Source organism: Nocardia mexicana NBRC 108244 (assembly GCF_001613165.1).
GTDB classification, from domain to species: domain Bacteria; phylum Actinomycetota; class Actinomycetes; order Mycobacteriales; family Mycobacteriaceae; genus Nocardia; species Nocardia mexicana.
This window is the reverse complement of record NZ_BDBV01000013.1, coordinates 1-19,363: the sequence shown is the minus strand read 5'-3', so window position 1 is coordinate 19,363 and position 19,363 is coordinate 1. Positions and strand designations below refer to the sequence as shown.

Here is a 19,363-nt window from a genome sequence, read left to right as displayed (position 1 = left end):
GAATATCACCCGACCGTGTGACGTTGATCTCCGCTACGCTCACCGCTGGCCGGGTACAGTTGCCAGGATTCTCACGAACCTACTGCAAAGTAAGTTAGGGAGCGCCGGACCGGTTACAGCGGCCCACCATGGATACGGGGGCCAGCTGCCACCACGAGTAAGGAAGTTGACCAGTGGAGACAACGCAAAGCGCAGACGCGGACGCGCCGCGCGGGACGTCTGTCGGAGTCGTGCGCGAGACCAACGCCGGCGAACGACGCGTCGCGTTGGTGCCGAAGATCATTCCCACCCTGTCGAAGCAGGGGGTGCAGGTGATCGTCGAGTCCGAGGCCGGGCTGGGCGCGCTGATTCCCGACGAGGCCTACGTCGAGGCGGGCGCCACCCTGGGCGATCCGTGGTCGGCGGATGTGGTCGTGAAGGTCGCGCCGCCCAACGATGCCGAGATCGCGAAGCTGTCGAAGGGCCAGACTCTGATCGGGTTCCTCGCGCCCCGCAATGCCGACAACAAGATCGGCGCCCTGAAGTCCGCCGGCGTGCAGGCGTTCGCGGTGGAGTCGATTCCGCGGATCTCGCGGGCGCAGGTGATGGACGCGCTGTCGTCGCAGGCGAACGTGTCCGGATACAAGGCGGTGTTGCTGGCGGCGTCGGAGTCCACGCGGTTCTTCCCGATGCTGACCACGGCCGCGGGCACGGTGAAGCCGGCGACCGTGCTGGTGCTCGGTGTCGGTGTGGCCGGTCTGCAGGCGCTGGCCACGGCCAAGCGGCTGGGCGGGCGCACCACCGGCTACGACGTGCGCCCCGAGGTGGCCGATCAGGTGCGGTCGGTGGGTGCGCAGTGGCTGGATCTGGGCATCGATGCCGCCGGTGAGGGCGGGTACGCGCGCGAGCTCACCGACGACGAAAAGGCCCAGCAGCAGCAGGCTTTGGAGAACGCCATCAAGGGCTTCGACGTGGTGATCACCACCGCGCTGGTGCCCGGACGGCCCGCGCCGCGCCTGGTGACGGCCGCCGCGGTGGAGGGCATGAAGCCGGGCAGCGTGATCGTGGACCTGGCCGGTGAGACCGGCGGCAACTGCGAGCTGACCGAGCCGGGCAAGACCGTCGTGAAGCATGAGGTCACGATCGCGTCGCCGCTGAACCTGCCCGCGACCATGCCCGAGCACGCGTCGGAGCTGTATTCGAAAAACATTGCCGCCCTGCTGGATCTGATGGTGACCGACGGCAAGTTCGCCCCCGATTTCGACGATCAGGTGCTGGCGGATTCGTGTGTCACCCGCGAGGCGGAGAAGGAGCAGAGCTGATGTACACCGAACTGCTTGCCAATATCGCGATTCTGGTGCTGTCCGGGTTCGTCGGCTTCGCCGTCATCTCGAAGGTGCCCAACACCCTGCACACCCCGCTGATGTCGGGCACCAACGCCATTCACGGCATCGTCGTGCTGGGTGCGCTGGTGACGCTGGGCCGCGTCGAGGACCCGTCGATCGCGACGCAGATCATCCTGTTCGTCGCCGTCGTCTTCGGAACCCTCAATGTCATCGGCGGTTTCGTGGTGACCGACCGGATGCTGGGCATGTTCAAGGGCAAGAAGCCCGGCGCGGTCGAGAAGGCGGGGAAGTAACCCATGGACAACCTGGTCAATATTCTCTACATCGTCTCCTTCGCGCTGTTCATCTACGGCCTGATGGGCCTGACGGGCCCGAAGACGGCGGTGCGCGGCAACTGGATTGCCGCGGTCGGCATGGGTATCGCGGTGATCGCGACCCTGATCGCCGTGCGCGACACCAGCAACTGGATCCTGATCATCGCCGGTCTGGTTGTCGGTGTGGCACTGGGCGTTCCGCCCGCGAAGTTCACCAAGATGACCGCCGTGCCGCAGCTGGTGGCCGCGTTCAACGGCGTCGGCGGCGGCACGGTCGCCCTCATCGCATGGTCGGAATTCCTGAACACGGACGGCTTCTCGCAGATTCACGAGGAGCCGACGGTGCATATCGTGGTCGGCTCGCTGTTCGCGGCGATCATCGGCTCGGTGTCGTTCTGGGGCTCGCTGATCGCCTTCGGCAAGCTGCAGGAGATCCTGCCCGGCCGCCCGATCGGCGTCGGAAAACTGCAGCAGCCCTTGAACTTGCTGCTGCTGGCCGGATCGATCGCCGCCGCGGTCGTGATCGGTGTCGGCGCCGCCGGTGACGGGGTGCCGGGCTGGTGGATGGTGCTGCTGCTGGTGCTGGCCGCGGTCCTCGGGCTGATGGTGGTGCTACCCATCGGTGGCGCCGATATGCCGGTGGTCATCTCGCTGCTCAACGCGCTGACCGGATTGTCCGCCGCGGCAGCCGGTCTGGCGCTGAACAACACCGCGATGATCGTCGCGGGCATGATCGTCGGCGCGTCCGGTTCCATCCTGACCAACCTGATGGCCAAGGCGATGAACCGGTCCATCCCGGCGATCGTCGCGGGCGGATTCGGCGGCGGCGGAACGGCTCCCGGCGCCGGGAGCGGTGAGCAGAAGCAGGCCAAGGCCACCAGCGCGGCCGACGCCGCGATCCAGATGGCCTACGCCAACCAGGTCATCGTCGTCCCGGGCTACGGTATGGCCGTCGCCCAGGCCCAGCACGCGGTCAAGGAGATGGCGAACCTGTTGGAGGCCAAGGGCGTCGAGGTCAAGTACGCCATCCATCCGGTCGCGGGCCGCATGCCCGGGCATATGAACGTGCTGCTGGCCGAGGCCGAGGTCTCCTACGACGCGCTCAAGGAGATGGACGACATCAACGGCGAATTCGGCCGTACCGATGTGGCCCTGGTGATCGGCGCCAACGACGTCACCAATCCGGCTGCCCGCGAGGACTCTTCGAGCCCCATCTACGGCATGCCGGTGCTCAATGTCGACCAGGCGCACAGCGTGATCGTGCTGAAGCGTTCGATGAACTCCGGCTTCGCCGGCATCGACAATCCGCTGTTCTACGCCGACCACACCTCGATGCTGTTCGGCGACGCGAAGAAGTCCGTCGGCGCGGTGACCGAGGAACTCAAGGCGCTGTAGGCGTGTGCGCAGTGGGCCCCGCACCCTGGTGGTGCGGGGCCGTTGGGAAACCGGCCTATGCGGTCACGATCGCCCTCGGCGCGGCAATTCTCGCCGCCTGAGGGCGAATTGTGTCGGCGCAGGCCGGGCTATCACGGACCGCGCCTCGCGAGTGCGCGCGGTGAAGTCGTCGGCGGCCTTGTCACGGGGTTATGCGAGAACTGAGGAGACGTCTCACGAGTTCGGCATCGCCGTCTATCGCGACCGTCGACAGGTCCGCGCGGCCCCAGAACATCAGCAACAGCTCCTCCGCCGTGCCGCGGAGCTCGGCCGCGACAGCGGGCAGGTCACCGGTCGGTGCGGGGCCGAACGTCTCGTACTCCGGCGGCTCGGCCGATCCGGTGGGCACGAGGATCCAGCGAGCGTCCCGATCGGTGCACGAAACGGCAATCGGCGCAGCGAGATCGACGGGCGGGACCTGCCAGGCCGCCCTGCGGTAGACCCACACGTCGAAGATCTCCGAGAGGCCGTCGACGGCGAGATCGGTGTCGTAGTTCGTGATCGCGTCCTGGGCCTGCCGGGCGTCGACGACGTGCATGGTGAGCTCGTGGCACTGCCGCCGCGACCAGAATCCGACGGTGCGATTCGACGGCTGCATCGTCCAGGCCGGGGCCGCCGGATCGGTCGACTCCAGCGCCTTCAGCAGATCGTCGAAGCAGCGGCGGTACCAGTCGGCCAGATTCTCGTCCGGACCGGGCGGCGTGGCGGTGTGCCGCCGTCCGTTCTCGGGGTCGGTGACCACCGCGTGGGCCCACTGGTGCACCTCGCCGAGGTGCACCACGAGATCGCGGAGCGTCCAGCCCGGGCAGGCCGGAACGACCGCGTCCAATGGCCCGGTCTGCGTCGCCGCGACCATCGAGTCGGCCGCCTGCTGTAGCCGCTCCTGATATTCGGCCGCCGTGAGAAGCCCGTTGGGAAAGTCGGTCATGATCACCATCATGCCGATTCCGGGCGCGGCCGCGCGATCCGGTTTGTGCGCTGGGGATTCCGATTCCGGGCGAACAACACGGACCTTCCGGAACATGTCGGCGGATCGTGTCGAAACCGGTTTCGCTACACGATGCGCCCCGCGCCGGTCAGTACGTTCGATGCATGTCGGGTATGGGTGCCAGGATGCTGCAGACGCGGTGGCTCGTGCGTGCGCCGATCTGGCTGTTCCGGGCTCGCCTGGGGTTTCTGTTCGGCGGCCGGGTGCTGCTGCTCGAGCATCACGGCCGAAAGTCCGGCCTGAATCGGTATGTGGCGCTGGAAACCGTCGCGCGGCCCACGGCGGACACCGTGGTGATCGCCTCGGGTTTCGGCCGTCGCAGTCAGTGGTTCCGCAATCTGGCGGCCGATCCGCGCTGCCGGGTGAGTGTGGGCCTGCGATACCGGGTTCCGGCGACCGCGCGGGAACTCACGGCGGACGAGTCGGCGCGGGTCATGTCGGGCTATCGGCACGAGCACCCGCGCGCCTATCGGGAGTTGCGCGGGGTCATCGAGGACGCCGTCGCGGGGGATATCGACACCGTGCCGCTGATCGAGCTGACGCTGACTCGCTGAGCGGCCGGCCGCCGCGTATTACGCTGGCCGAATATGGAATTCCCCGCGTCGGGGGTTGGCTCGCCGCGGTTACCGAAAGGGGCGGGAATGACATTGCGCGAGAAGTTCGCGGTACCTGCGGCCACCGAGGGCGCGGTGGTTTACGGCGCACCGCACGAGACGGCCGACGGATCGACGATCATCACCGTCGCCGGGCCCGGCCTGATCCGGCCGGGCCCGAGGCCGGTCGGGATATTCGTCATCCGCGAGGGTGAGGTGACGTGGAAGCCCGCCAACGATGAGAGCCGGATCGCCCTGGTCGCGGTGCTGACGGGGTTGCTGGCGACCGTCTTCACCACCCTCGCGGTGCTGCGCCGCCCACCGTGGCCGGAGCTGTCGTTCCACAAGACCGAGCACATCTGACAACCGGCTCAGCGGTACCCGCGCTCGCGGGCTTCCACCGCGTCCTTCGCCTGCTTCAGCGACGTCTCGGGGTACAACTCGCGATAGACCTTGATCGCCTGGATCTTTTTGCCCTGGGTCAGCAGCTCGTCCACCTCGGCCATGCGGAAGCCGTCGACAACCGGCTGGTTCGGTGCGACGGGCGGCGGGAGGGGGTCGGCGATCTGCAGGTGCCGCATGATCGCGTCCAGCTTGCGCTCGATGCGTTCCATGCGGCGTTCCAGGCGGCGGTGGTTGTCGAACATTCTCCGCACTGTATCGGCGGCATCGGTGCGGGGCGCGACGATTTTCGCGCCCCGCGGACGATTCACGCGGTCTTCAGCGTTCCGCCGTCGATGACGAAGTCGGAGCCCAGGATGTTGGCGGACTTCGGCGATGCCAGGAAGGCGATCAGCGCCGCGACCTCCCCCGGCTCCGAGATCCGGCCCGAGGTCGCACCGAACTGCTCGGCGGCATTCGCCAGCATCGCCTCCTGCGAAATGCCCTGTGCTTCGGCGAATTTCGCGCCGAACCCCTGCGGATCCCGCCACAGCGGCGTGCCGACCACGCCCGGGGACACCGTGTTCACCCGCAGCCCCTGCGGCCCGAACTCCTCGCTGAGCCGCTTGCCGAGCGAGGTGAGCGCGGCCTTCGCCTCGCTGTAGGCGACCGGCCCCGCCGCCGGAATCCGCGAATTGATGGAGGAGACGGTCACGATCGCGCCGCGGCGCTCCAGCAGGCTCGGCAGCGCCGCTCGCGTGGTCCAGACGGCGCTGAACAGGTTGAGGTCGAAGAGGTTTCGCCACTGTTCGTCGGTGATGTCCAGGAATCCGCCGAGCCCCAGGCGATCCGCGTCGCCACCACCGACATTGTTCACCAGAATGTCGATGCCGCCCAGTTCGGCCAGTGCGGCATCCACCGCCGCGGTGGCGCCCGCCGCCGTGCCGAGGTCGGCGGAAACCGCTGCGACGCTGGCCTTTTCGAGCTCCGGTGTGATGGTGCGCGCGGCGCCGACCACGCGCACGCCCTCGGCGGTCAGCTCCTCGGCGACGGCTAGGCCGATGCCGCGGCTGGCGCCGGTGACGAGGGCGGTCTTACCGGTCAGGTCGAGATCCATGAGAGGGTCCTTTCTTGAACTGAAGGTCAAAAATTAGGGCAGAGGTAGGGAATCGCCGAGGCGGCGAGGGTCAGAAGGTGGACAGAGCGGTGTCGATGATCTTGTGCAGGGCGCGGGTGTCGTAGGTCTTGGCCATGACGCGTAGGCCCGCAATGGTGTTCATCAGGAACTCCGCCGCCGCCTGCGGGTCGGTGTCGCGATCGACGTCGCCGTCGCGGCGGCCCTGGTCGATGCGGGCCGCGAGGGCGGCTGCGGTGTGGTCCTGGATGGCCCGTAGGGCGCGGGTGATCTCCGGGTCCTGGGCGGCGAACTCCGTGGCGGTGTTCACCGCCAGGCAGCCGCGTCGAACCGGCTGGGCCGCATCGGTATCCACGAGATGGTGCAGGAATCCGCGCAGGCATTCCCGGGTGGCCCCGGGGCGGGACATGAAATCGGCGGCCAGTTCCGTGCCCATGCGGTCGTAGCGGTCCAGTACGCGGTCGAACAGCTCCCGCTTGCTCCCGAAGGTGTTGTACAGGCTGCCTTTTCCGATGCCCGTGCATTCGGCCAGCTGTGCCGGGGAGGTGTTGGCGTAGCCGTGGGTCCAGAAGGCGTCCATCGCCAGTTCGATCACCGTCTCCGGTTCGAAGTTGCGGGGCCTGGCCATGGTGGAGACGCTAGCTCATTCTTGTCCTGGAGGTCAAGAATGGGGTTACTCCGTGGCCACGATCCGAGCGAACCAGGCGCTCAGCGCGACCAGGACCAGCGGGAAGATCAGCGCGGTGGTCAGCGAGGTGGGCTTGGACAGCCAGCCGATGACCGAGGGCCCGGCAAGAAAACCGAGGTAGCCGAGACTGAACACCCGGGACATATCGGTCGCGGCCGTGGTCGTGCCGAGATTTCCCGCGGCACTGAAGATCTGGGGGACGCCGCCCGCCAGGCCGATGCCGAGCAGTGCCCAGCCGAACAGGGTCACCGGGATCCACATCGACGTGATGACGAGTACCAGGCCGATCGCGGCGAGCACCGAGCCCCAGCGGACGATCGCGACGGGTCCGAAGCGGCCGCTGACCCGGTCGGCGCCGAAGCGTCCCACGGTCATCGTGGTGGAGAAGGCGCCGAATGCCAGCGCCGCGGTGGCCTCGTTCGCGCCGAGATGTTCGCGCAGCTGCAGCGCGCTCCAATCGTTCGCGACGCCCTCGGTCATCAGCAGGGCGAACGCGATAGCCGCCAGGGCGAAGACCTTGCGCGACGCCGAGCGCGGCGACTTCGATACCGCCGTGGGCGTCGAGGCGGGCGACCCGTGCCGGTCGGCGGCTGCGTCGGGAACGGCTGCGGCAGTCGAATCTTCGACTCGAGGCAGCAGCCGGGGCACACTGGCCGCCGCGACGGCGAGGCCGCATGCCGCGGCGACCGAGAGCGTCGTCAGGAGACCCCACCCGGCGTGCATGGCCGCCGCACCGGCCAGCGATCCCACCAGGCCGCCGCAGGAGAACAGCGCGTGGAACGCCGACATGATCGGCCGTGGATACTGCCGCTCGACCAGTACCGCCTGGGCGTTCATCGACACGTCCATGGCGCCGTTGCCGAATCCGAAGACGATCAGCGCAACGGCGAGTTGCAGCGGGCCGGTCGCAAATCCGGGACCGAGTATCGACAGCGACAGCCAACAGGCCGCCGCCGCGACCAGTGTGCGGCTGCCGAACCGGTCGGCCAGCGGCCCGGCCGCCTGCATCCCCGCGATGGCACTGACCGCCATGAGCAGGATCAATATGCCCAACGTCGCATTGGACACTCCGGTGCGACCCGTGATCACCGGAATGTGCACCACCCACATGGAGGCCACGAAACCGTTGAGCCCGAACACCGCGAACACCGCGGCGCGTGCCATCCGGACCGGGGGAGCGAGCGTCGAAGCAGCCATTGGTTCGACGGTACCGGTGCCGGGCACCGGTAGCTCCCCGTTGCCCCCGCCACCCGAGGCGCCGTTGCCGTGGTGGCCAGGTTCCGAATCTTGTCCGGTTTCAACCGGTTTCGACTTCATTCTATTCCGGGGTACCGACAAGTTCCGGCCTCGGGAAACCGGGTTGAGAAGGCCGGGGCCATCTGCGAGAGTTTGGGGGTGGACCCGCTGGAAAGCCTGCTCGAGGGACCGCGGGCGCGCGGCGCCTTCGTGATGCGCTCGCTGCTCGAGCCGCCCTGGTCGCTGCGGATCCGCGACGAGTCGCCGCTGACGGTGGTGGCGGTGGTGCGCGGCAGCGGCTGGATCGTTCCCGACCAGCGTGGCGGCGCCGAGCCCGCCGAGCAGACCCGCCACGGATTTCCGGCGCCGGGGCCGACCGCTCCCCGCCAGCTGCGGGAGGGCGACGTGGCGATCATCCGCGGCCCGGAGCACTACACCTTCGCCGACGACCCGTCGACAGAGCCGCAGGTCTACATCAACCCCGGGCAGATCACCACGACGCCGGAGGGTGAGGTGCTCTGCGAGACATGGAGTCTCGGCGTGCGCAGCTGGGGCACCGATCCCGATGCCGCGACCATGCTCGTCACCGGCACCTACGAACAGGAGAGCGCGGCGAGCCGCCGGCTGCTGCGTGCCCTGCCGCCGCGCATCGTGCTGCCCGGTACCGAACTCGACAGCCCGGTGCTCGATCTGCTGGTCGCGGAGAGCGCCAGGGACCGGCCCGCGCAGGGCGCCATGCTGGACCGCCTGCTCGACCTGCTGCTGATCGCCACCCTGCGCGCCTGGTTCTCCCGCAACGACGCCCCGGCGTGGTACCACGCCTACGCGGATCCGCTGGTGGGCAGGGCCCTGCGCCTGCTGCAGCACAATCCGGCGCACCAGTGGACGGTGGCGTCGCTGGCCACCGAGGTGGGGGTGTCGCGGGCGGCGCTGGCCCGCCGGTTCACCGATCTGGTCGGCGAACCGCCGATGGCCTTTCTCACGGACTGGCGCCTGGCCCTGGCCGCCGATCTGCTGCACGACTCCGACGCGACGGTCGAGGCCATCGCCCGCCGCGTCGGGTACGGCAGCGCCTTCGCGCTGAGCACCGCCTTCAAGCGCCACTTCGGCGTCAGCCCCCGGGAGCACCGGCTGGCCGCGACATCGTCCGACCGGGGGCTCTCGGTCGCGTCGCAGGCCTGATCTCGAGCACAGCCTCCGTGCCCCGGGCGCCGACCGCTCGAGCTGGGCGCGTGACTATTGTCGGCCGGGTGACGACGCAGAAGGACTACCCGGTGCTCTGGCCCATGCCGACCCGGTGGGCGGACAACGACCACTACGGGCACGTCAACAACGTGACCTACTACTCGTACTTCGACACCGCGGTCAACGGCTGGCTGATGGACGCCACCGGCACCGACATCCGGGAACTGCCCGCCATCGGGGTGGTCGCGCAGACCTCCTGCCAGTTCCTCGGCTCGCTCAGCTTTCCGGACCGGCTGCGCGTCGGTCTGCGCATCGCCCGGCTGGGCCGCACCAGCATCACCTACGACCTGGCCATCTTCCGCGAGGACGGCGATGCCCTCGAACTGGCCGCCACCGGCAGCTTCGTGCACGTCTACGTCGACGACCAGACCCGCAAGCCGATCGAGATCCCGGAGGTGATCCGCAGCGCCGCAGCGCAATTGGTCGTCGAGTAACGCTCCTCGCGAACTCTCAGATCATGCCCAGCAGGGTCAGCGGATCCTCCAGCAGCGAGGCCACCGTCGCCAGGAACCGGGCACCCAGTTCGCCGTCGATCATGCGATGGTCGAAGCTCAGGCCCAGGGTCGTGACCCAGCGGACGGCCAGCTCGTCGCGATACACCCACGGCTGCTTGCGAATCGAGCCCAGGCACAGGATCGCGCCCTCACCCGGATTGACCAGCGGCACACCGGTGTCGACGCCGAAGACGCCGACGTTGCTGATGGTGAACGTGCCGCCGCGCAGATCCGTCGGCGCCGCCCGGCCGGAGCGGGCGACGTCGGCCAGCCAGCCGATCTCCCGGCACAGTTCGCGCAGGCTCAGCGTCTGCGCCTCCTTGACGGTGGGGACCAGCAGCCCGCGGTCGGTGGCCACGGCGATGCCCAGATTGACGTAGTGCCTGGTGACGATCTCCTTGCGCTCCTCGTCCCAGGCGGAGTTGATGCCGGGGAACTCCGCCATCGCGGCCAGCGTCGCCTTCGCCACCAGTGCCAGCGGCGTCAACGTGAGCCCGGTGAACGAATCGGTGCTGCGCAGATGGTCGAGCAGTTCCATCGACGCGGTGAAATCCATGGTGGCGAACGCGCTGGCCTGCGGGATGGTGCGGGCACTGGTCACCATGGCGGCGGCACTGCGCTTGCGCACCCCGGTGACCGGCGTGCGGGTCTCGCGCGCGGACGGGATGGAGCGGATGATGCCGCCGTCGGGACGCATCGTTGGCACCGGCGGGGCGCCGGGCCGCGGTGCCTCGTCCTCGTCCGGGCCCGCGTCCTGCCGAATCCGGCTGGGCGGCTGCGAGACCGGGACCGCATGGCGGACGTCGTCGACGGTGACCGCGCCGCCCGGGCCCGAGCCCGCGACGAAGGCGATATTGATGCCCAGCTCGCGGGCGAGCTTGCGGGCTGCCGGAGTCGCCGGGGGGCGGCCGGGCATATCGGGATAGATCGGAGCGGGTTCCGTCGATACCTCCGAGGAATCAGGCTGTGCCGCAGTGAGATTCGCGGCTCGGACGCGGCGCGAGGTGGGCTCGCCCTCGGGCCCGTAGCCGACCAGGACCGACTGCCGATCCGCGGACGGCGTGTCGGGTTGTGCCGGAGCCACCGCGAATTCGGTGGCGACCCGGATCAGCGGCGCGCCCACCGGCACGGTGTCGCCGGGCCGCGCCAGCAGCTCCAGCACCTTGCCGGAGAACGGGCAGGGCAGCGCCACCTGGGCCTTCGCGGTCTCCACCTCGGCGATGGTCTGATTCAGCTCCACCTGGTCGCCGACGGCCACCGCCCACGAGACCAGCTCGGCCTCGGTCAGTCCCTCGCCGAGATCGGGTAGCCGGAACTCCAGCACATGGTTCTGGTCGTCGTCTGCTGCAACCGGGTCTTCCAACGGGCACCTTCTGTCTGAACGGGCTGGTCAGGCGGCAAGCGTGCGGTCGACCGCAGCCAAGATGCGGTCGGGGTCGGGCAGGTGGTGCCGTTCGAGCTTAGCCGGGGGGTAGGGGATGTCGAAGCCACCGACCCGCAAAACCGGTGCCTCCAGGTAGTAGAAGCACCGTTCGGTGATGCGCGCGGCGATCTCGGCGCCGAGTCCGGCGAACACCGGCGCCTCGTGCGCGACGATCAGGCGTCCGGTCCGGCGCACCGACTCCTCGACGGTGTCGAAATCGATCGGCGACAGGCTGCGCAGATCGATCACCTCCAGCGAATGCCCCTCGCCCGCCGCGATTTCCGCCGCCGTCAGCGCGGTGCGGACCATGCCGCCGTAGGCGACGACGGTGGCATCGTCGCCGTCGCGGCGGATCCGGGCGCGGTCCAGCGGGAACGGATCGTCGTCGAGTGCCGTGAAATCGACGTCGGTCTTGTCCCAGTAGCGGCGCTTGGGCTCGAAGAAGATCACCGGGTCGTCCAGTGAGATCGCCTGGCGGATCATCAGATACGCGTCGGCCGGATCGCTCGGTGCGACCACCCGCAGCCCGGCGGTGTGCGCGAAGTACGCCTCCGGTGACTCGGAGTGATGCTCCACCGAGCCGATACCGCCGCCGCAGGGAATCCGAATCGTCAAGGGCGCGAACACTTTTCCCTGGGTGCGATAGTGAATCTTGGCGACCTGGGAGACGATCTGGTCGAAGGCCGGATAGACGAAGCCGTCGAACTGGATCTCGCAGACCGGCCGGTAGCCGCGCAGCGCCATGCCGAAAGCCGTTCCGATGATGCCGGATTCGGCGAGCGGAGTGTCGATGACGCGGTTGTTGCCGAAGTCCTTCTGCAGCGTGTCGGTCACCCGGAAGACCCCGCCCAGTCTGCCGATGTCCTCGCCCATCAGCACGACCTTCGGATCGTCCTCCAGGGCGCGGCGCAGTCCGGTGTTCAGGGCGCCCGCGAAGGTGGTGATCATGACCGGACTCCTTCCGTGACTGTGCCGTCCGCGAGGTAATCGGCGTATCGTCGCCGTTCCTCCTCGATCAGGGGATGCCGGGTGGTGTAGACGTGCTCGAAAAGTTGCGCGGGATCCGGGTCGGGCATAGCGATGGTCGCGGCGCGCAACACCCCGCCGACCTCGTCGGAGCGGGTCTGCACCCGGTGCTCGAAATCGCTGTCCCACAGATCTTCTCGCTCCAGGAGCCGCCGCATCCGGTCGATCGGATCACGGCGCTGCCAGACCTCGTTCTCGGCGGCCGAACGGTAGCGGGTGGGGTCGTCGGCGGTGGTGTGCGGGCCCATGCGATAGGTGATGGCCTCGACGAACGACGGGCCGCCCCCCGCGCGGGCGCGCGCCACCGCCTGCCGGGTCATCGCCAGCACCGCCAGCACGTCGTTGCCATCCACCTGCACGCCCGGAATGCCGTAGCCGTAGGCGCGGCGCACGATCGGCGTGGGGCTCTGCACGGTTACCGGTTCGCTGATCGCCCACTGGTTGTTCATGCAGAAGAACACCACCGGCGCGCTCCAGGACGCCGCGAAGCCCAGCGCCTCGGCCATATCGCCCTGGCTGGTGGCCCCGTCGCCGAAGTAGGTGAGCACCGCGATCTCGGCACCGTCCAGATGGGCGGCGTAGGCGTAGCCGGTGGCGTGCAGGCCCTGCGCGCCGACCACGATGGCGGGGTTGGTCATATTGATATCCGCCGGGTCCCAGCAGAAGTGGGCGGCGCCGCGCCACAGCCGGGTGATCAGGCTCGGGTCGACGCCGCGGCAGTAGGCGACCCCGGCCTCGCGATAGCTGCAGAACACGTAGTCGTCGGCGTGCAGGGCGTGAGCGGAACCGATCTGGGCGGCCTCCTGGCCCAGCAGGGGAGGCCACAGGCCCAGCTGGCCCTGGCGTTGCAGCGCGGTCGCCTCCACATCTATGCGGCGGGCGACCACCATGTCCTCGTACAACTGCCGCAATCGTTCGGGTCCGACATCGGATACCAGCGCCGCATGCTCGCGGTCGAGTACGCGGCGGCCGTCCGGCTGGACCAACTGCACCGGGTAGGTGATGGGGTCGGCCATAACCCTCGCCTCCTGTCCGTCGCCGCGCCGGGGTCTCCGTGCTGGCGACGTAAGAGAGTGTCCTATATCACACAGCATCCACGATTGGGCGACTTGCGCAAGTATGGACACGCTAAGTGGGCAGAATGCGCGGGTTGCCGGCCGTCTTTGCTTGCATACTGCCTCGTGTGATCAGATCCGGGCTGCCGTGTCATCGATGCGGTGGCTGGAGGTTGTGCCTGCTGCGCGATCGGGGACATCGATGTTCGGTGAGTCCGTCGTGGCTGGGATCGGGTGCCGCGGCCCGGCGAGGCGGCGAATGTGGCTGTCAGCGCGTCGGCCTTCCGTTGAGGTGGTCGGCTGCTTCGTGCGGTGGTGGGCGACTTGCGCAAGTCCTAACGGGCGGATTGGGCAGAATGCTCGCGTGCGGACTGTGATGGCTGCCATACTGCGTTGCATGTCGAGTGGAGAGCCTGTCGGAGCCGTCGTCGATGCAACCGATGCGCGGCTGTTGCTGGAGCTGATCGCCAATCCCCGTGCCACCGGGGTGGAACTGGCTACCCGGCTCGGGCTGTCGCGCAACACGGTTCAGGCCCGGCTGGCGCGCTGGGAGGCTGGCGGCGTGCTGGCCAGTTTCGAGCGCCGCGTCGACCCCCGCGCCCTCGGATATCCGCTGGCCGCCTTCGTGGCGGTGGTGGTCGACCAGCACAAGCTGGACTCGGTGGTGGACGAACTGGCCGAGGTTCCGGAGGTGACCGAGGTCTGCGGCATGACCGGCCCCACGGACCTCACCGTCCGCGTGGTGGCCCGCGACGCCGACGACCTCTACCGCATCGCCGGTCAGATCCTGAAGATCCCGGGCGTGGAGCGCACCAACATGGCCCTGGTGATGCGCCAACTCGTCGGCCCGCGCACGGCCCCCCTTCTCCGCCGCCTGGCGGTCCCCAATGGCGTTGCCCCCCGCCCGGATTCGACCCGCACCAACCGCCCCCTCGGCCTCACCCCCCGCCCCCGCTGAACCGCCCCGCCCTTCGGGCGAAGGTTGGCAGCGGAGGAAGTCAGGCCAGTTTCGGGGGATTGGATCCTGACTGGACTGGTTGGTGTTGGCGACGATGGCGCGGTGACTGCCACCGCTGATGCCGAATCGAACGTTGTCGCCGAACCCGATGTGGGGCCGCTGCATCCGGTGGGAGCCGGTGTTGTGACGGCGCTCGTGGGCTTCACCAGCTCGTTCGCGGTGGTGCTGGCCGGGTTGCGGGGAGTGGGGGCGACGCCCGCCCAGGCCGCGTCGGGTCTGCTGGCCGTCTGTGTGACGCAGGCTGTGGGAATCGTGCTGCTCAGCCGCCGGTACCGGATGCCGATCACGCTGGCCTGGTCCACCCCGGGCGCCGCGCTGCTGGCGAGCACCGGGGCGATTGCCGGTGGCTGGCCCGCGGCCGTCGGGGCGTTCGTGGTGACCGGCGTGCTGGTCGTCCTGACCGGGTTCTGGCAGCGGCTGGGCAAGCTGATCGCGGCCATTCCGGCCGAGATCGCGCAGGCGATGCTGGCCGGGGTGCTGCTGCCGCTGTGCCTGGCGCCCATGCACGCGCTGAGCACCAGTCCGGCCGTGGTGATTCCGGTGCTGGTGGTGTGGCTGGTACTGCAGCGGTTCGCGCCGCGCTGGGCGGTGCTGGCGGCATTCGCGACGGCCGCGGTCGGGGCCGGTGTCGACATCGCCGTCACCCATCGCCGCCTGGATCTCGCGACGATGCTGCCGCGCGTGGAATGGACTGTGCCGCACTGGAGTTGGCAGGCGCTGATCGGCGTGGCCGTGCCGCTGTACATCGTCACCATGGCCGCGCAGAACATTCCGGGGACGGCGGTGATGAGCTCGTTCGGATACCGGGTGCCGTGGCGCGCGGCGATGAGCACGACCGGGCTCGGCACCATCGCCGGCGCCTTCGCGGGTGGGCACGCGATCAACCTCGCCGCGGTCAGTGCCGCGCTGGCTGCGGCGCCGGAGGCGCATCCGGATCCGCGGCGGCGCTGGATCGCGGCGTTCAGCGCGGGCTGGACGTACCTGTTGCTGGCGATGGCCTCGGGCGCGCTGGTGACGCTGGTCGCCGCCGCGCCGCCGGGCGTGCTGGAAACCGTTGCGGCCCTGGCCCTGATCGCCACGCTGGCGGCCGCGCTGACCGCGGCGCTGGGGTCCGCGGAGCACCGGCTCGCCGCCGCCGTCACCTTCGGGGTGTCGGCCTCCGGCATCGCGCTACTGGGTATCGGCGCGGCATTCTGGGCCTTGGTCGCGGGGCTGCTGGTGCGATGGGTGCTGCATCGGCCGCAGCGGGCGTCGGCCTGAGCGGAATTCGCGACGCAGTTCGGGGAAGGTGCCGGTCGGCACCGATCAGAGCGACGCCGGTCTCGGGGCAGAGGCCCGCGGGCGCGGACTCGGATCGGCAGAGTAGCGCTTGTCGTAGGGTGGGGGAGTTCGCGTACCGGCTACGGATCTGACAGAGGAGCTGGCTTGACCGCGGTGTTGATATCGGCCGAAGAACTTCGGAAAGTGCTGTCCGACAGCGGTTCCCGCGTGCATGTGCTGGATGTGCGGTGGGCGCTGGGCGATCCGGACGGACCGCAGCACTATCTGGACGGCCACATACCGGGGGCCGTATTCGTCGATCTGGAGACCGAACTGGCCGATCCGCCGTCCCCGGCGCGCGGCCGTCATCCGCTGCCCGAACTTGCCCACCTGCAGAAATGTGCTCGCAGCTGGGGGCTTCGCACCGGCGAACCGGTCGTCGTCTACGACGCGACGGGCGGCATGGCCGCGGCGCGGGCCTGGTGGCTGCTGCGATGGGCCGGTGCGGCGGACGTGCGCATCCTCGACGGCGGCCTCCCGGCATGGGAACGCGCGGGTGGCGAGCTCACCACCGGCAGCGAGCCCGACCCCTCTCCCGGCGACGTCGTGTTCAGCCCTGGCAATATGCCGGTGACCGATGCCGACGGCGCGGCGGCCTGGCAGGGCCCGCTGCTCGATGCCAGGGCAGGGGAGCGCTACCGCGGCGAGACCGAGCCGGTGGACCCCCGCGCCGGGCACATCCCCGGCGCCGTGAGCGCTCCGACCGCCGAAAACCTCACGGCCGACGGCACTTTCAAAACCCCGGAGGAACTGCGGGCGCGGTTCGCCGACCACGGTTCCGGCCCGGTCGCGGTCTACTGCGGCTCGGGCGTCACGGCCGCACACCAGATCGCGGCCCTGGCCGTCGCCGGAATCGACGCCACCCTCTACCCGGGCTCCTGGTCCCAGTGGTCCAACGACCCCAAGCGCCCGGTGGCCACCGACTGACCTTCCCGCACCCCCCGTGTGCTCCCGCACTCCTCGCAAACGCCTGTAGGGGGTGCGGGGTTGTGCAAAGGGTGCGACGAGCCGTGCCGGTCAAGCGCAGCCGCGGGCCGCGCGGTGCAGGGCCTCGCGATCGGCCAGGGTGATGGGGAGGTCGTATTGTGTTGCGGCCGTGAGGTATTTGCCCGCGTAGAAGCAGCGGTAGGCGCGGGCCGGGGGTAGCCAGTCGGCGGGGGTGCTGTCGCCCTTGTCCTCGTTGGTCGCGCCGTCGACGGCCAGCAGGTTGAAGTCGATGTCGTTGGCGAAGCGGATGCGCTGGGGCAGTGGCCAGGTCGCGGCGCCCATATCCCAGGCGGCGGCCAGGGGATAGATGTGGTCGATCTGCACCTCGCGCGCCCGGGACTTGTCGAAAGTGATGCGCTTGCCTGTGTAGGGGTCTTGCAGGATGCCCGCGAGCACCACGCAGTCGCGCGTGCCAGGGCGATGGCTGACGCCGCTCAATTGCCCTTGGAGCACGTTGTTGCGGGTGTCGCAGCCGTCGTGGCCGCCGCGGCCGTCGTAATCGTCGGACCACGCCGGGCCGAATACGCAGCCCTCGTCGTTTCGGCAGCCGCGCTGATAACCGCCCGGGTGCGGGCGTTTGTCGATCACTCTGGCGGCGCCCAGCAGCGCCTCCACCTGGGCGCGAGTGGGGCTGCCCGGCGCGGGCGGCCCATCGCCGAGAATCGAACAGCCCGCTGCCAGCACCACGACGGCCAGCACCATCGGTCCCCACCATGCCCACCCACCCCGCTGCATGCATCAGGTGTATACCTCGGCACCGACAAGCGGCTCGAAACCCGACAAGTGACCGGTGTGTCTTTCGTAGTCGGCGGTGTGTCGGCGGCAGCACGACCGGGGCCCGCGGGCCCCGGATCTGTGTGCAGGGTTGGAAGCACCTCGGCTGCGTTCGGGTCGCGAAGCAACCAAGCCGCATGCGGGTTGGGTAGCCGTCGGGTCGCGTGCAGGTTGGGCAGTGCCCTGGCGCGGATCGACAGGCGGGTGGTGCTACAACCAGGCCCGTGCCAGCAGATCGTCGGCGGGCAGTTCGGCCGCCTGGGGCGGGAACCGAGTCGCCGCGATCGACTCCACCCGCGCCCCGTCGTGGCCGATCAGCCACGAGCCGCCGCGCTCCTCGCACTCGGCGATCTTCGCGAACGTCGTGAGCAGGAAGGTGATCGCGTCGCGCGGATCCACCGTGCGCGCGAGTCGCTGGGATTCGCCGGGCCGCGACAGATCCAGCCACACCCCGGACTGCCCGTCCAGGCGCATGCCGACGATCTTGGCGGTGTCGACGAAGGTGAATTTGCGCCGCTCCCACGGCGTAGTCGGCGTGAAACTCTGCTCGAGTGCCTGGAGCAGAATCGTCATCTTCACTGCCCTCCTCGTGCGCCATCTGCTGCGGCGCCGATTCGGTGCGCTTCCGGGTACGAGGGCACCGAACCATGGTCCTAGCGCGGATGCGATTGGGTTGTGTTGCTGCAAAAACACGGCCGATTCCGTTCGTCGGCCGTGACCAGCGGATATTCCAGTATGTTCGATTTTCGACCCGATTGGTATAGCTGTGCCCATCCAGTCCGGGCGAGCGGCCGTCCGATCGTGCCGGGCCGCGGCGGACACCCGAGGTTCCGCACCGGGCCCGCATCGTCGTAGTACTCACATTCGTCCTGGCTGCGTCGTCGGATTACCGACACGACGGGGACCGTCGCCGGATCACCGGTCGCGGGCCGGAATTCTCGAATGGAGGCACGATGACTGCGAATGAATCCGAAATCAGGGCACTGCTGGAGAGCCGCACCGAGGCGCAGCGGTCGAAGGATATCGATCGGCTCATGGCGTTCTATTCGCCAGACATCGTCTATTACGACGCCGTGGCTCCGCTCCGCTTCACGGGGACCGGCGAGGTGCGCCGGAATTTCGTCCGGTGGTTCGACGGCTATGTCGGCCCCGTCGGCCTGGAAACACACGACCTGACCATCGCCACCGGCGGAGATGTCGCGTTCGCCAATATGCTGCACCTGGACTCGGGAAAGCGCAGGGGCGGAATCGAGTTGCCGATGTGGGTGCGTGAGACCGTATGCCTTCGACGGTCCGGCGGCAGCTGGTCGATCACGCACGAACACATCTCGCTGCCGATCAATCCGGCGAACTTCCAAGTCTGGTGTGCCTCCGGAAAAGACGCGCCTGCCCGGGGCGGCGGCAGCTCCGTATTCGGCCTGGTCTTGACCGATGTGGCCGCCCGCTTCGGCCCGCGCGCGCTGTGGCGTAAGGCACGTGCGAGGCCTGCGTGACGGGTGGTACGAACGTCCACCCCGGGCACCCCACCGGCCGCGTGCGTCGTGTCGGGGGCAGCTGATTGGATGGGCGGATGCTGCATGGGTTGTGGACGCCGGGATCCGGGTTGGTGCTGTGGCGCCATCCGGAGAACGACGCGAGCGACTCCGGGGCGCTGCCGGATCCGTTGGGGGCGATGATCGCCCGCGCCCGGTTCCGGCATCGGGCGCACGTGCTGGTGGCGGGGCCGGACGGGCCGGAGGCGACCGAGGTCGAGGCGCATGCGCTGGTGCCGATGGCCGCCGTGCCGGTGCTGCTGCAGGACTTGCCCGCGGCCGCCGTCGCGGCCGACCTGCGCTTCCTCGCCCACGTGGCGCGCGGGATCGACAGGTGGGTCCGGGCCGGGCGGGCGGTGCCCGAGGTGCGCCGCGACGACGGCGAGTGGTGGGCG

General features: G+C 69.1%; 21 protein-coding genes and 1 pseudogene. 12 read left to right on the top strand and 10 right to left on the bottom strand.

Features of this window, described 5'->3' with window-relative positions; all coding sequences use genetic code 11:
• The first annotated feature begins 173 nt into the window (after nucleotides 1-173).
• From NM1_RS04995 to NM1_RS04985, 3 genes are read left to right on the top strand one after another with little or no spacing between them, the layout of a single operon-like run.
• Nucleotides 174-1,301, top strand: a complete 1,128-nt coding sequence (locus NM1_RS04995) for a Re/Si-specific NAD(P)(+) transhydrogenase subunit alpha (RefSeq protein WP_068014393.1) — start codon at nucleotides 174-176, stop codon at nucleotides 1,299-1,301.
• On the top strand, nucleotides 1,301-1,618 hold the full coding sequence (locus NM1_RS04990) for an NAD(P) transhydrogenase subunit alpha part 2 (protein WP_068014391.1): 318 nt from the start codon (nucleotides 1,301-1,303) through the stop codon (nucleotides 1,616-1,618). The genes NM1_RS04995 and NM1_RS04990 overlap by 1 nt, the downstream gene beginning before the upstream one ends.
• Nucleotides 1,619-1,621: 3 nt before the next feature.
• Complete coding sequence (locus tag NM1_RS04985) at nucleotides 1,622-3,034, top strand: NAD(P)(+) transhydrogenase (Re/Si-specific) subunit beta (protein ID WP_068014389.1); 1,413 nt, start codon at nucleotides 1,622-1,624, stop codon at nucleotides 3,032-3,034.
• 181 nt (nucleotides 3,035-3,215) lie between these two features.
• Here the strand turns inward: NM1_RS04985 and NM1_RS04980 are convergent, their stop codons facing one another.
• On the bottom strand, nucleotides 3,216-4,001 hold the full coding sequence (locus NM1_RS04980) for a maleylpyruvate isomerase family mycothiol-dependent enzyme (RefSeq protein ID WP_169814194.1): 786 nt from the start codon (nucleotides 3,999-4,001) through the stop codon (nucleotides 3,216-3,218).
• A gap of 164 nt (nucleotides 4,002-4,165) precedes the next feature.
• On the opposite strand from NM1_RS04980, the gene NM1_RS04975 reads away from it, so the two are divergent.
• Together NM1_RS04975 and NM1_RS04970 are read left to right on the top strand one after the other, a co-directional pair.
• Nucleotides 4,166-4,615, top strand: a complete 450-nt coding sequence (locus tag NM1_RS04975) for a nitroreductase family deazaflavin-dependent oxidoreductase (protein ID WP_068014384.1) — start codon at nucleotides 4,166-4,168, stop codon at nucleotides 4,613-4,615.
• An 87-nt stretch (nucleotides 4,616-4,702) separates the two neighbouring features.
• Nucleotides 4,703-5,017, top strand: coding sequence for a hypothetical protein (locus tag NM1_RS04970; protein ID WP_068014382.1), 315 nt, complete (start codon nucleotides 4,703-4,705; stop codon nucleotides 5,015-5,017).
• An 8-nt stretch (nucleotides 5,018-5,025) separates the two neighbouring features.
• Here NM1_RS04970 and NM1_RS04965 read toward each other — a convergent pair whose 3' ends face one another.
• The 4 genes from NM1_RS04965 to NM1_RS04950 all read right to left on the bottom strand — a co-directional run bounded on the left by NM1_RS04965 (nucleotide 5,026) and on the right by NM1_RS04950 (nucleotide 8,055).
• Nucleotides 5,026-5,301 (bottom strand): ribosomal L7/L12 family protein, encoded by a 276-nt coding sequence (locus NM1_RS04965; protein ID WP_147289175.1) that lies wholly within the window; start codon nucleotides 5,299-5,301, stop codon nucleotides 5,026-5,028.
• A gap of 62 nt (nucleotides 5,302-5,363) precedes the next feature.
• Nucleotides 5,364-6,152: an oxidoreductase gene (locus NM1_RS04960; protein WP_068014379.1), complete on the bottom strand. Its 789-nt coding sequence runs from the start codon at nucleotides 6,150-6,152 to the stop codon at nucleotides 5,364-5,366.
• Nucleotides 6,153-6,222: 70 nt separating this feature from the next.
• The gene (locus NM1_RS04955) at nucleotides 6,223-6,798 is read right to left on the bottom strand and encodes a TetR/AcrR family transcriptional regulator (protein ID WP_068014378.1); all 576 of its coding nucleotides are present in this window, start codon (nucleotides 6,796-6,798) and stop codon (nucleotides 6,223-6,225) included.
• Between the two features lie 45 nt (nucleotides 6,799-6,843).
• Complete coding sequence (locus NM1_RS04950) at nucleotides 6,844-8,055, bottom strand: MFS transporter (RefSeq protein ID WP_068014377.1); 1,212 nt, start codon at nucleotides 8,053-8,055, stop codon at nucleotides 6,844-6,846.
• A gap of 198 nt (nucleotides 8,056-8,253) precedes the next feature.
• Between NM1_RS04950 and NM1_RS04945 the strand changes: the two genes are divergently transcribed.
• Nucleotides 8,254-9,276 (top strand): AraC family transcriptional regulator, encoded by a 1,023-nt coding sequence (locus NM1_RS04945; RefSeq protein WP_068014375.1) that lies wholly within the window; start codon nucleotides 8,254-8,256, stop codon nucleotides 9,274-9,276.
• A 104-nt stretch (nucleotides 9,277-9,380) separates the two neighbouring features.
• Entirely contained in the window at nucleotides 9,381-9,773 is a 393-nt protein-coding gene (locus NM1_RS04940; RefSeq protein ID WP_068014427.1) for an acyl-CoA thioesterase, read from the top strand.
• A gap of 16 nt (nucleotides 9,774-9,789) precedes the next feature.
• Here NM1_RS04940 and NM1_RS04935 read toward each other — a convergent pair whose 3' ends face one another.
• The 3 genes from NM1_RS04935 to pdhA are packed head-to-tail and all read right to left on the bottom strand — an operon-like array spanning nucleotide 9,790 to nucleotide 13,298.
• Nucleotides 9,790-11,196 carry a dihydrolipoamide acetyltransferase family protein gene (locus tag NM1_RS04935; RefSeq protein ID WP_068014374.1) on the bottom strand — a complete coding sequence of 469 codons (1,407 nt, stop codon included), beginning with the start codon at nucleotides 11,194-11,196 and terminating at the stop codon, nucleotides 9,790-9,792.
• Nucleotides 11,197-11,223: 27 nt separating this feature from the next.
• Nucleotides 11,224-12,204: an alpha-ketoacid dehydrogenase subunit beta gene (locus tag NM1_RS04930; RefSeq protein ID WP_068014372.1), complete on the bottom strand. Its 981-nt coding sequence runs from the start codon at nucleotides 12,202-12,204 to the stop codon at nucleotides 11,224-11,226.
• Nucleotides 12,201-13,298, bottom strand: coding sequence for a pyruvate dehydrogenase (acetyl-transferring) E1 component subunit alpha (pdhA, locus tag NM1_RS04925; RefSeq protein ID WP_068014371.1), 1,098 nt, complete (start codon nucleotides 13,296-13,298; stop codon nucleotides 12,201-12,203). The genes NM1_RS04930 and pdhA overlap by 4 nt, the downstream gene beginning before the upstream one ends.
• A gap of 436 nt (nucleotides 13,299-13,734) precedes the next feature.
• Here pdhA and NM1_RS04920 point away from each other — a divergent pair, with 436 nt between their 5' ends.
• The 3 genes from NM1_RS04920 (at nucleotide 13,735) to NM1_RS04910 (ending at nucleotide 16,602) form a co-directional block, all read left to right on the top strand.
• Complete coding sequence (locus NM1_RS04920; RefSeq protein WP_246011779.1) at nucleotides 13,735-14,295, top strand: Lrp/AsnC family transcriptional regulator; 561 nt, start codon at nucleotides 13,735-13,737, stop codon at nucleotides 14,293-14,295.
• A 102-nt stretch (nucleotides 14,296-14,397) separates the two neighbouring features.
• On the top strand, nucleotides 14,398-15,615 hold the full coding sequence (locus tag NM1_RS04915) for a benzoate/H(+) symporter BenE family transporter (RefSeq protein ID WP_174556839.1): 1,218 nt from the start codon (nucleotides 14,398-14,400) through the stop codon (nucleotides 15,613-15,615).
• 177 nt (nucleotides 15,616-15,792) lie between these two features.
• Entirely contained in the window at nucleotides 15,793-16,602 is an 810-nt protein-coding gene (locus NM1_RS04910; RefSeq protein ID WP_373864019.1) for a sulfurtransferase, read from the top strand.
• Nucleotides 16,603-16,692: 90 nt separating this feature from the next.
• Here NM1_RS04910 and NM1_RS04905 read toward each other — a convergent pair whose 3' ends face one another.
• Nucleotides 16,693-17,397, bottom strand: coding sequence for an HNH endonuclease family protein (locus NM1_RS04905; protein WP_068014367.1), 705 nt, complete (start codon nucleotides 17,395-17,397; stop codon nucleotides 16,693-16,695).
• A 249-nt stretch (nucleotides 17,398-17,646) separates the two neighbouring features.
• Nucleotides 17,647-18,009, bottom strand: coding sequence for a hypothetical protein (locus NM1_RS04900; protein ID WP_068014426.1), 363 nt, complete (start codon nucleotides 18,007-18,009; stop codon nucleotides 17,647-17,649).
• 380 nt (nucleotides 18,010-18,389) lie between these two features.
• Here NM1_RS04900 and NM1_RS04895 point away from each other — a divergent pair, with 380 nt between their 5' ends.
• Both NM1_RS04895 and NM1_RS04890 read left to right on the top strand, forming a co-directional pair.
• Complete coding sequence (locus tag NM1_RS04895; RefSeq protein ID WP_068014366.1) at nucleotides 18,390-18,929, top strand: YybH family protein; 540 nt, start codon at nucleotides 18,390-18,392, stop codon at nucleotides 18,927-18,929.
• Nucleotides 18,930-19,006: 77 nt separating this feature from the next.
• Nucleotides 19,007-19,363 (top strand): annotated as a pseudogene (locus NM1_RS04890) (ATP-dependent helicase); the annotation flags it as partial.

Coding starts and splice junctions, on each gene's coding strand:
- NM1_RS04990 (WP_068014391.1), top strand. CDS start 1,301: ATGTACACCGAACTGCTTGCCAATATCGCGATTCTGGTGCTGTCCGGG.
- NM1_RS04985 (WP_068014389.1), top strand. CDS start 1,622: ATGGACAACCTGGTCAATATTCTCTACATCGTCTCCTTCGCGCTGTTC.
- NM1_RS04980 (WP_169814194.1), bottom strand. CDS start 4,001: ATGACCGACTTTCCCAACGGGCTTCTCACGGCGGCCGAATATCAGGAG.
- NM1_RS04975 (WP_068014384.1), top strand. CDS start 4,166: ATGTCGGGTATGGGTGCCAGGATGCTGCAGACGCGGTGGCTCGTGCGT.
- NM1_RS04970 (WP_068014382.1), top strand. CDS start 4,703: ATGACATTGCGCGAGAAGTTCGCGGTACCTGCGGCCACCGAGGGCGCG.
- NM1_RS04965 (WP_147289175.1), bottom strand. CDS start 5,301: ATGTTCGACAACCACCGCCGCCTGGAACGCCGCATGGAACGCATCGAG.
- NM1_RS04960 (WP_068014379.1), bottom strand. CDS start 6,152: ATGGATCTCGACCTGACCGGTAAGACCGCCCTCGTCACCGGCGCCAGC.
- NM1_RS04955 (WP_068014378.1), bottom strand. CDS start 6,798: ATGGCCAGGCCCCGCAACTTCGAACCGGAGACGGTGATCGAACTGGCG.
- NM1_RS04950 (WP_068014377.1), bottom strand. CDS start 8,055: ATGGCTGCTTCGACGCTCGCTCCCCCGGTCCGGATGGCACGCGCCGCG.
- NM1_RS04940 (WP_068014427.1), top strand. CDS start 9,381: ATGCCGACCCGGTGGGCGGACAACGACCACTACGGGCACGTCAACAAC.
- NM1_RS04930 (WP_068014372.1), bottom strand. CDS start 12,204: ATGATCACCACCTTCGCGGGCGCCCTGAACACCGGACTGCGCCGCGCC.
- pdhA (WP_068014371.1), bottom strand. CDS start 13,298: ATGGCCGACCCCATCACCTACCCGGTGCAGTTGGTCCAGCCGGACGGC.
- NM1_RS04920 (WP_246011779.1), top strand. CDS start 13,735: ATGTCGAGTGGAGAGCCTGTCGGAGCCGTCGTCGATGCAACCGATGCG.
- NM1_RS04905 (WP_068014367.1), bottom strand. CDS start 17,397: ATGCAGCGGGGTGGGTGGGCATGGTGGGGACCGATGGTGCTGGCCGTC.
- NM1_RS04900 (WP_068014426.1), bottom strand. CDS start 18,009: ATGACGATTCTGCTCCAGGCACTCGAGCAGAGTTTCACGCCGACTACG.
- NM1_RS04895 (WP_068014366.1), top strand. CDS start 18,390: ATGACTGCGAATGAATCCGAAATCAGGGCACTGCTGGAGAGCCGCACC.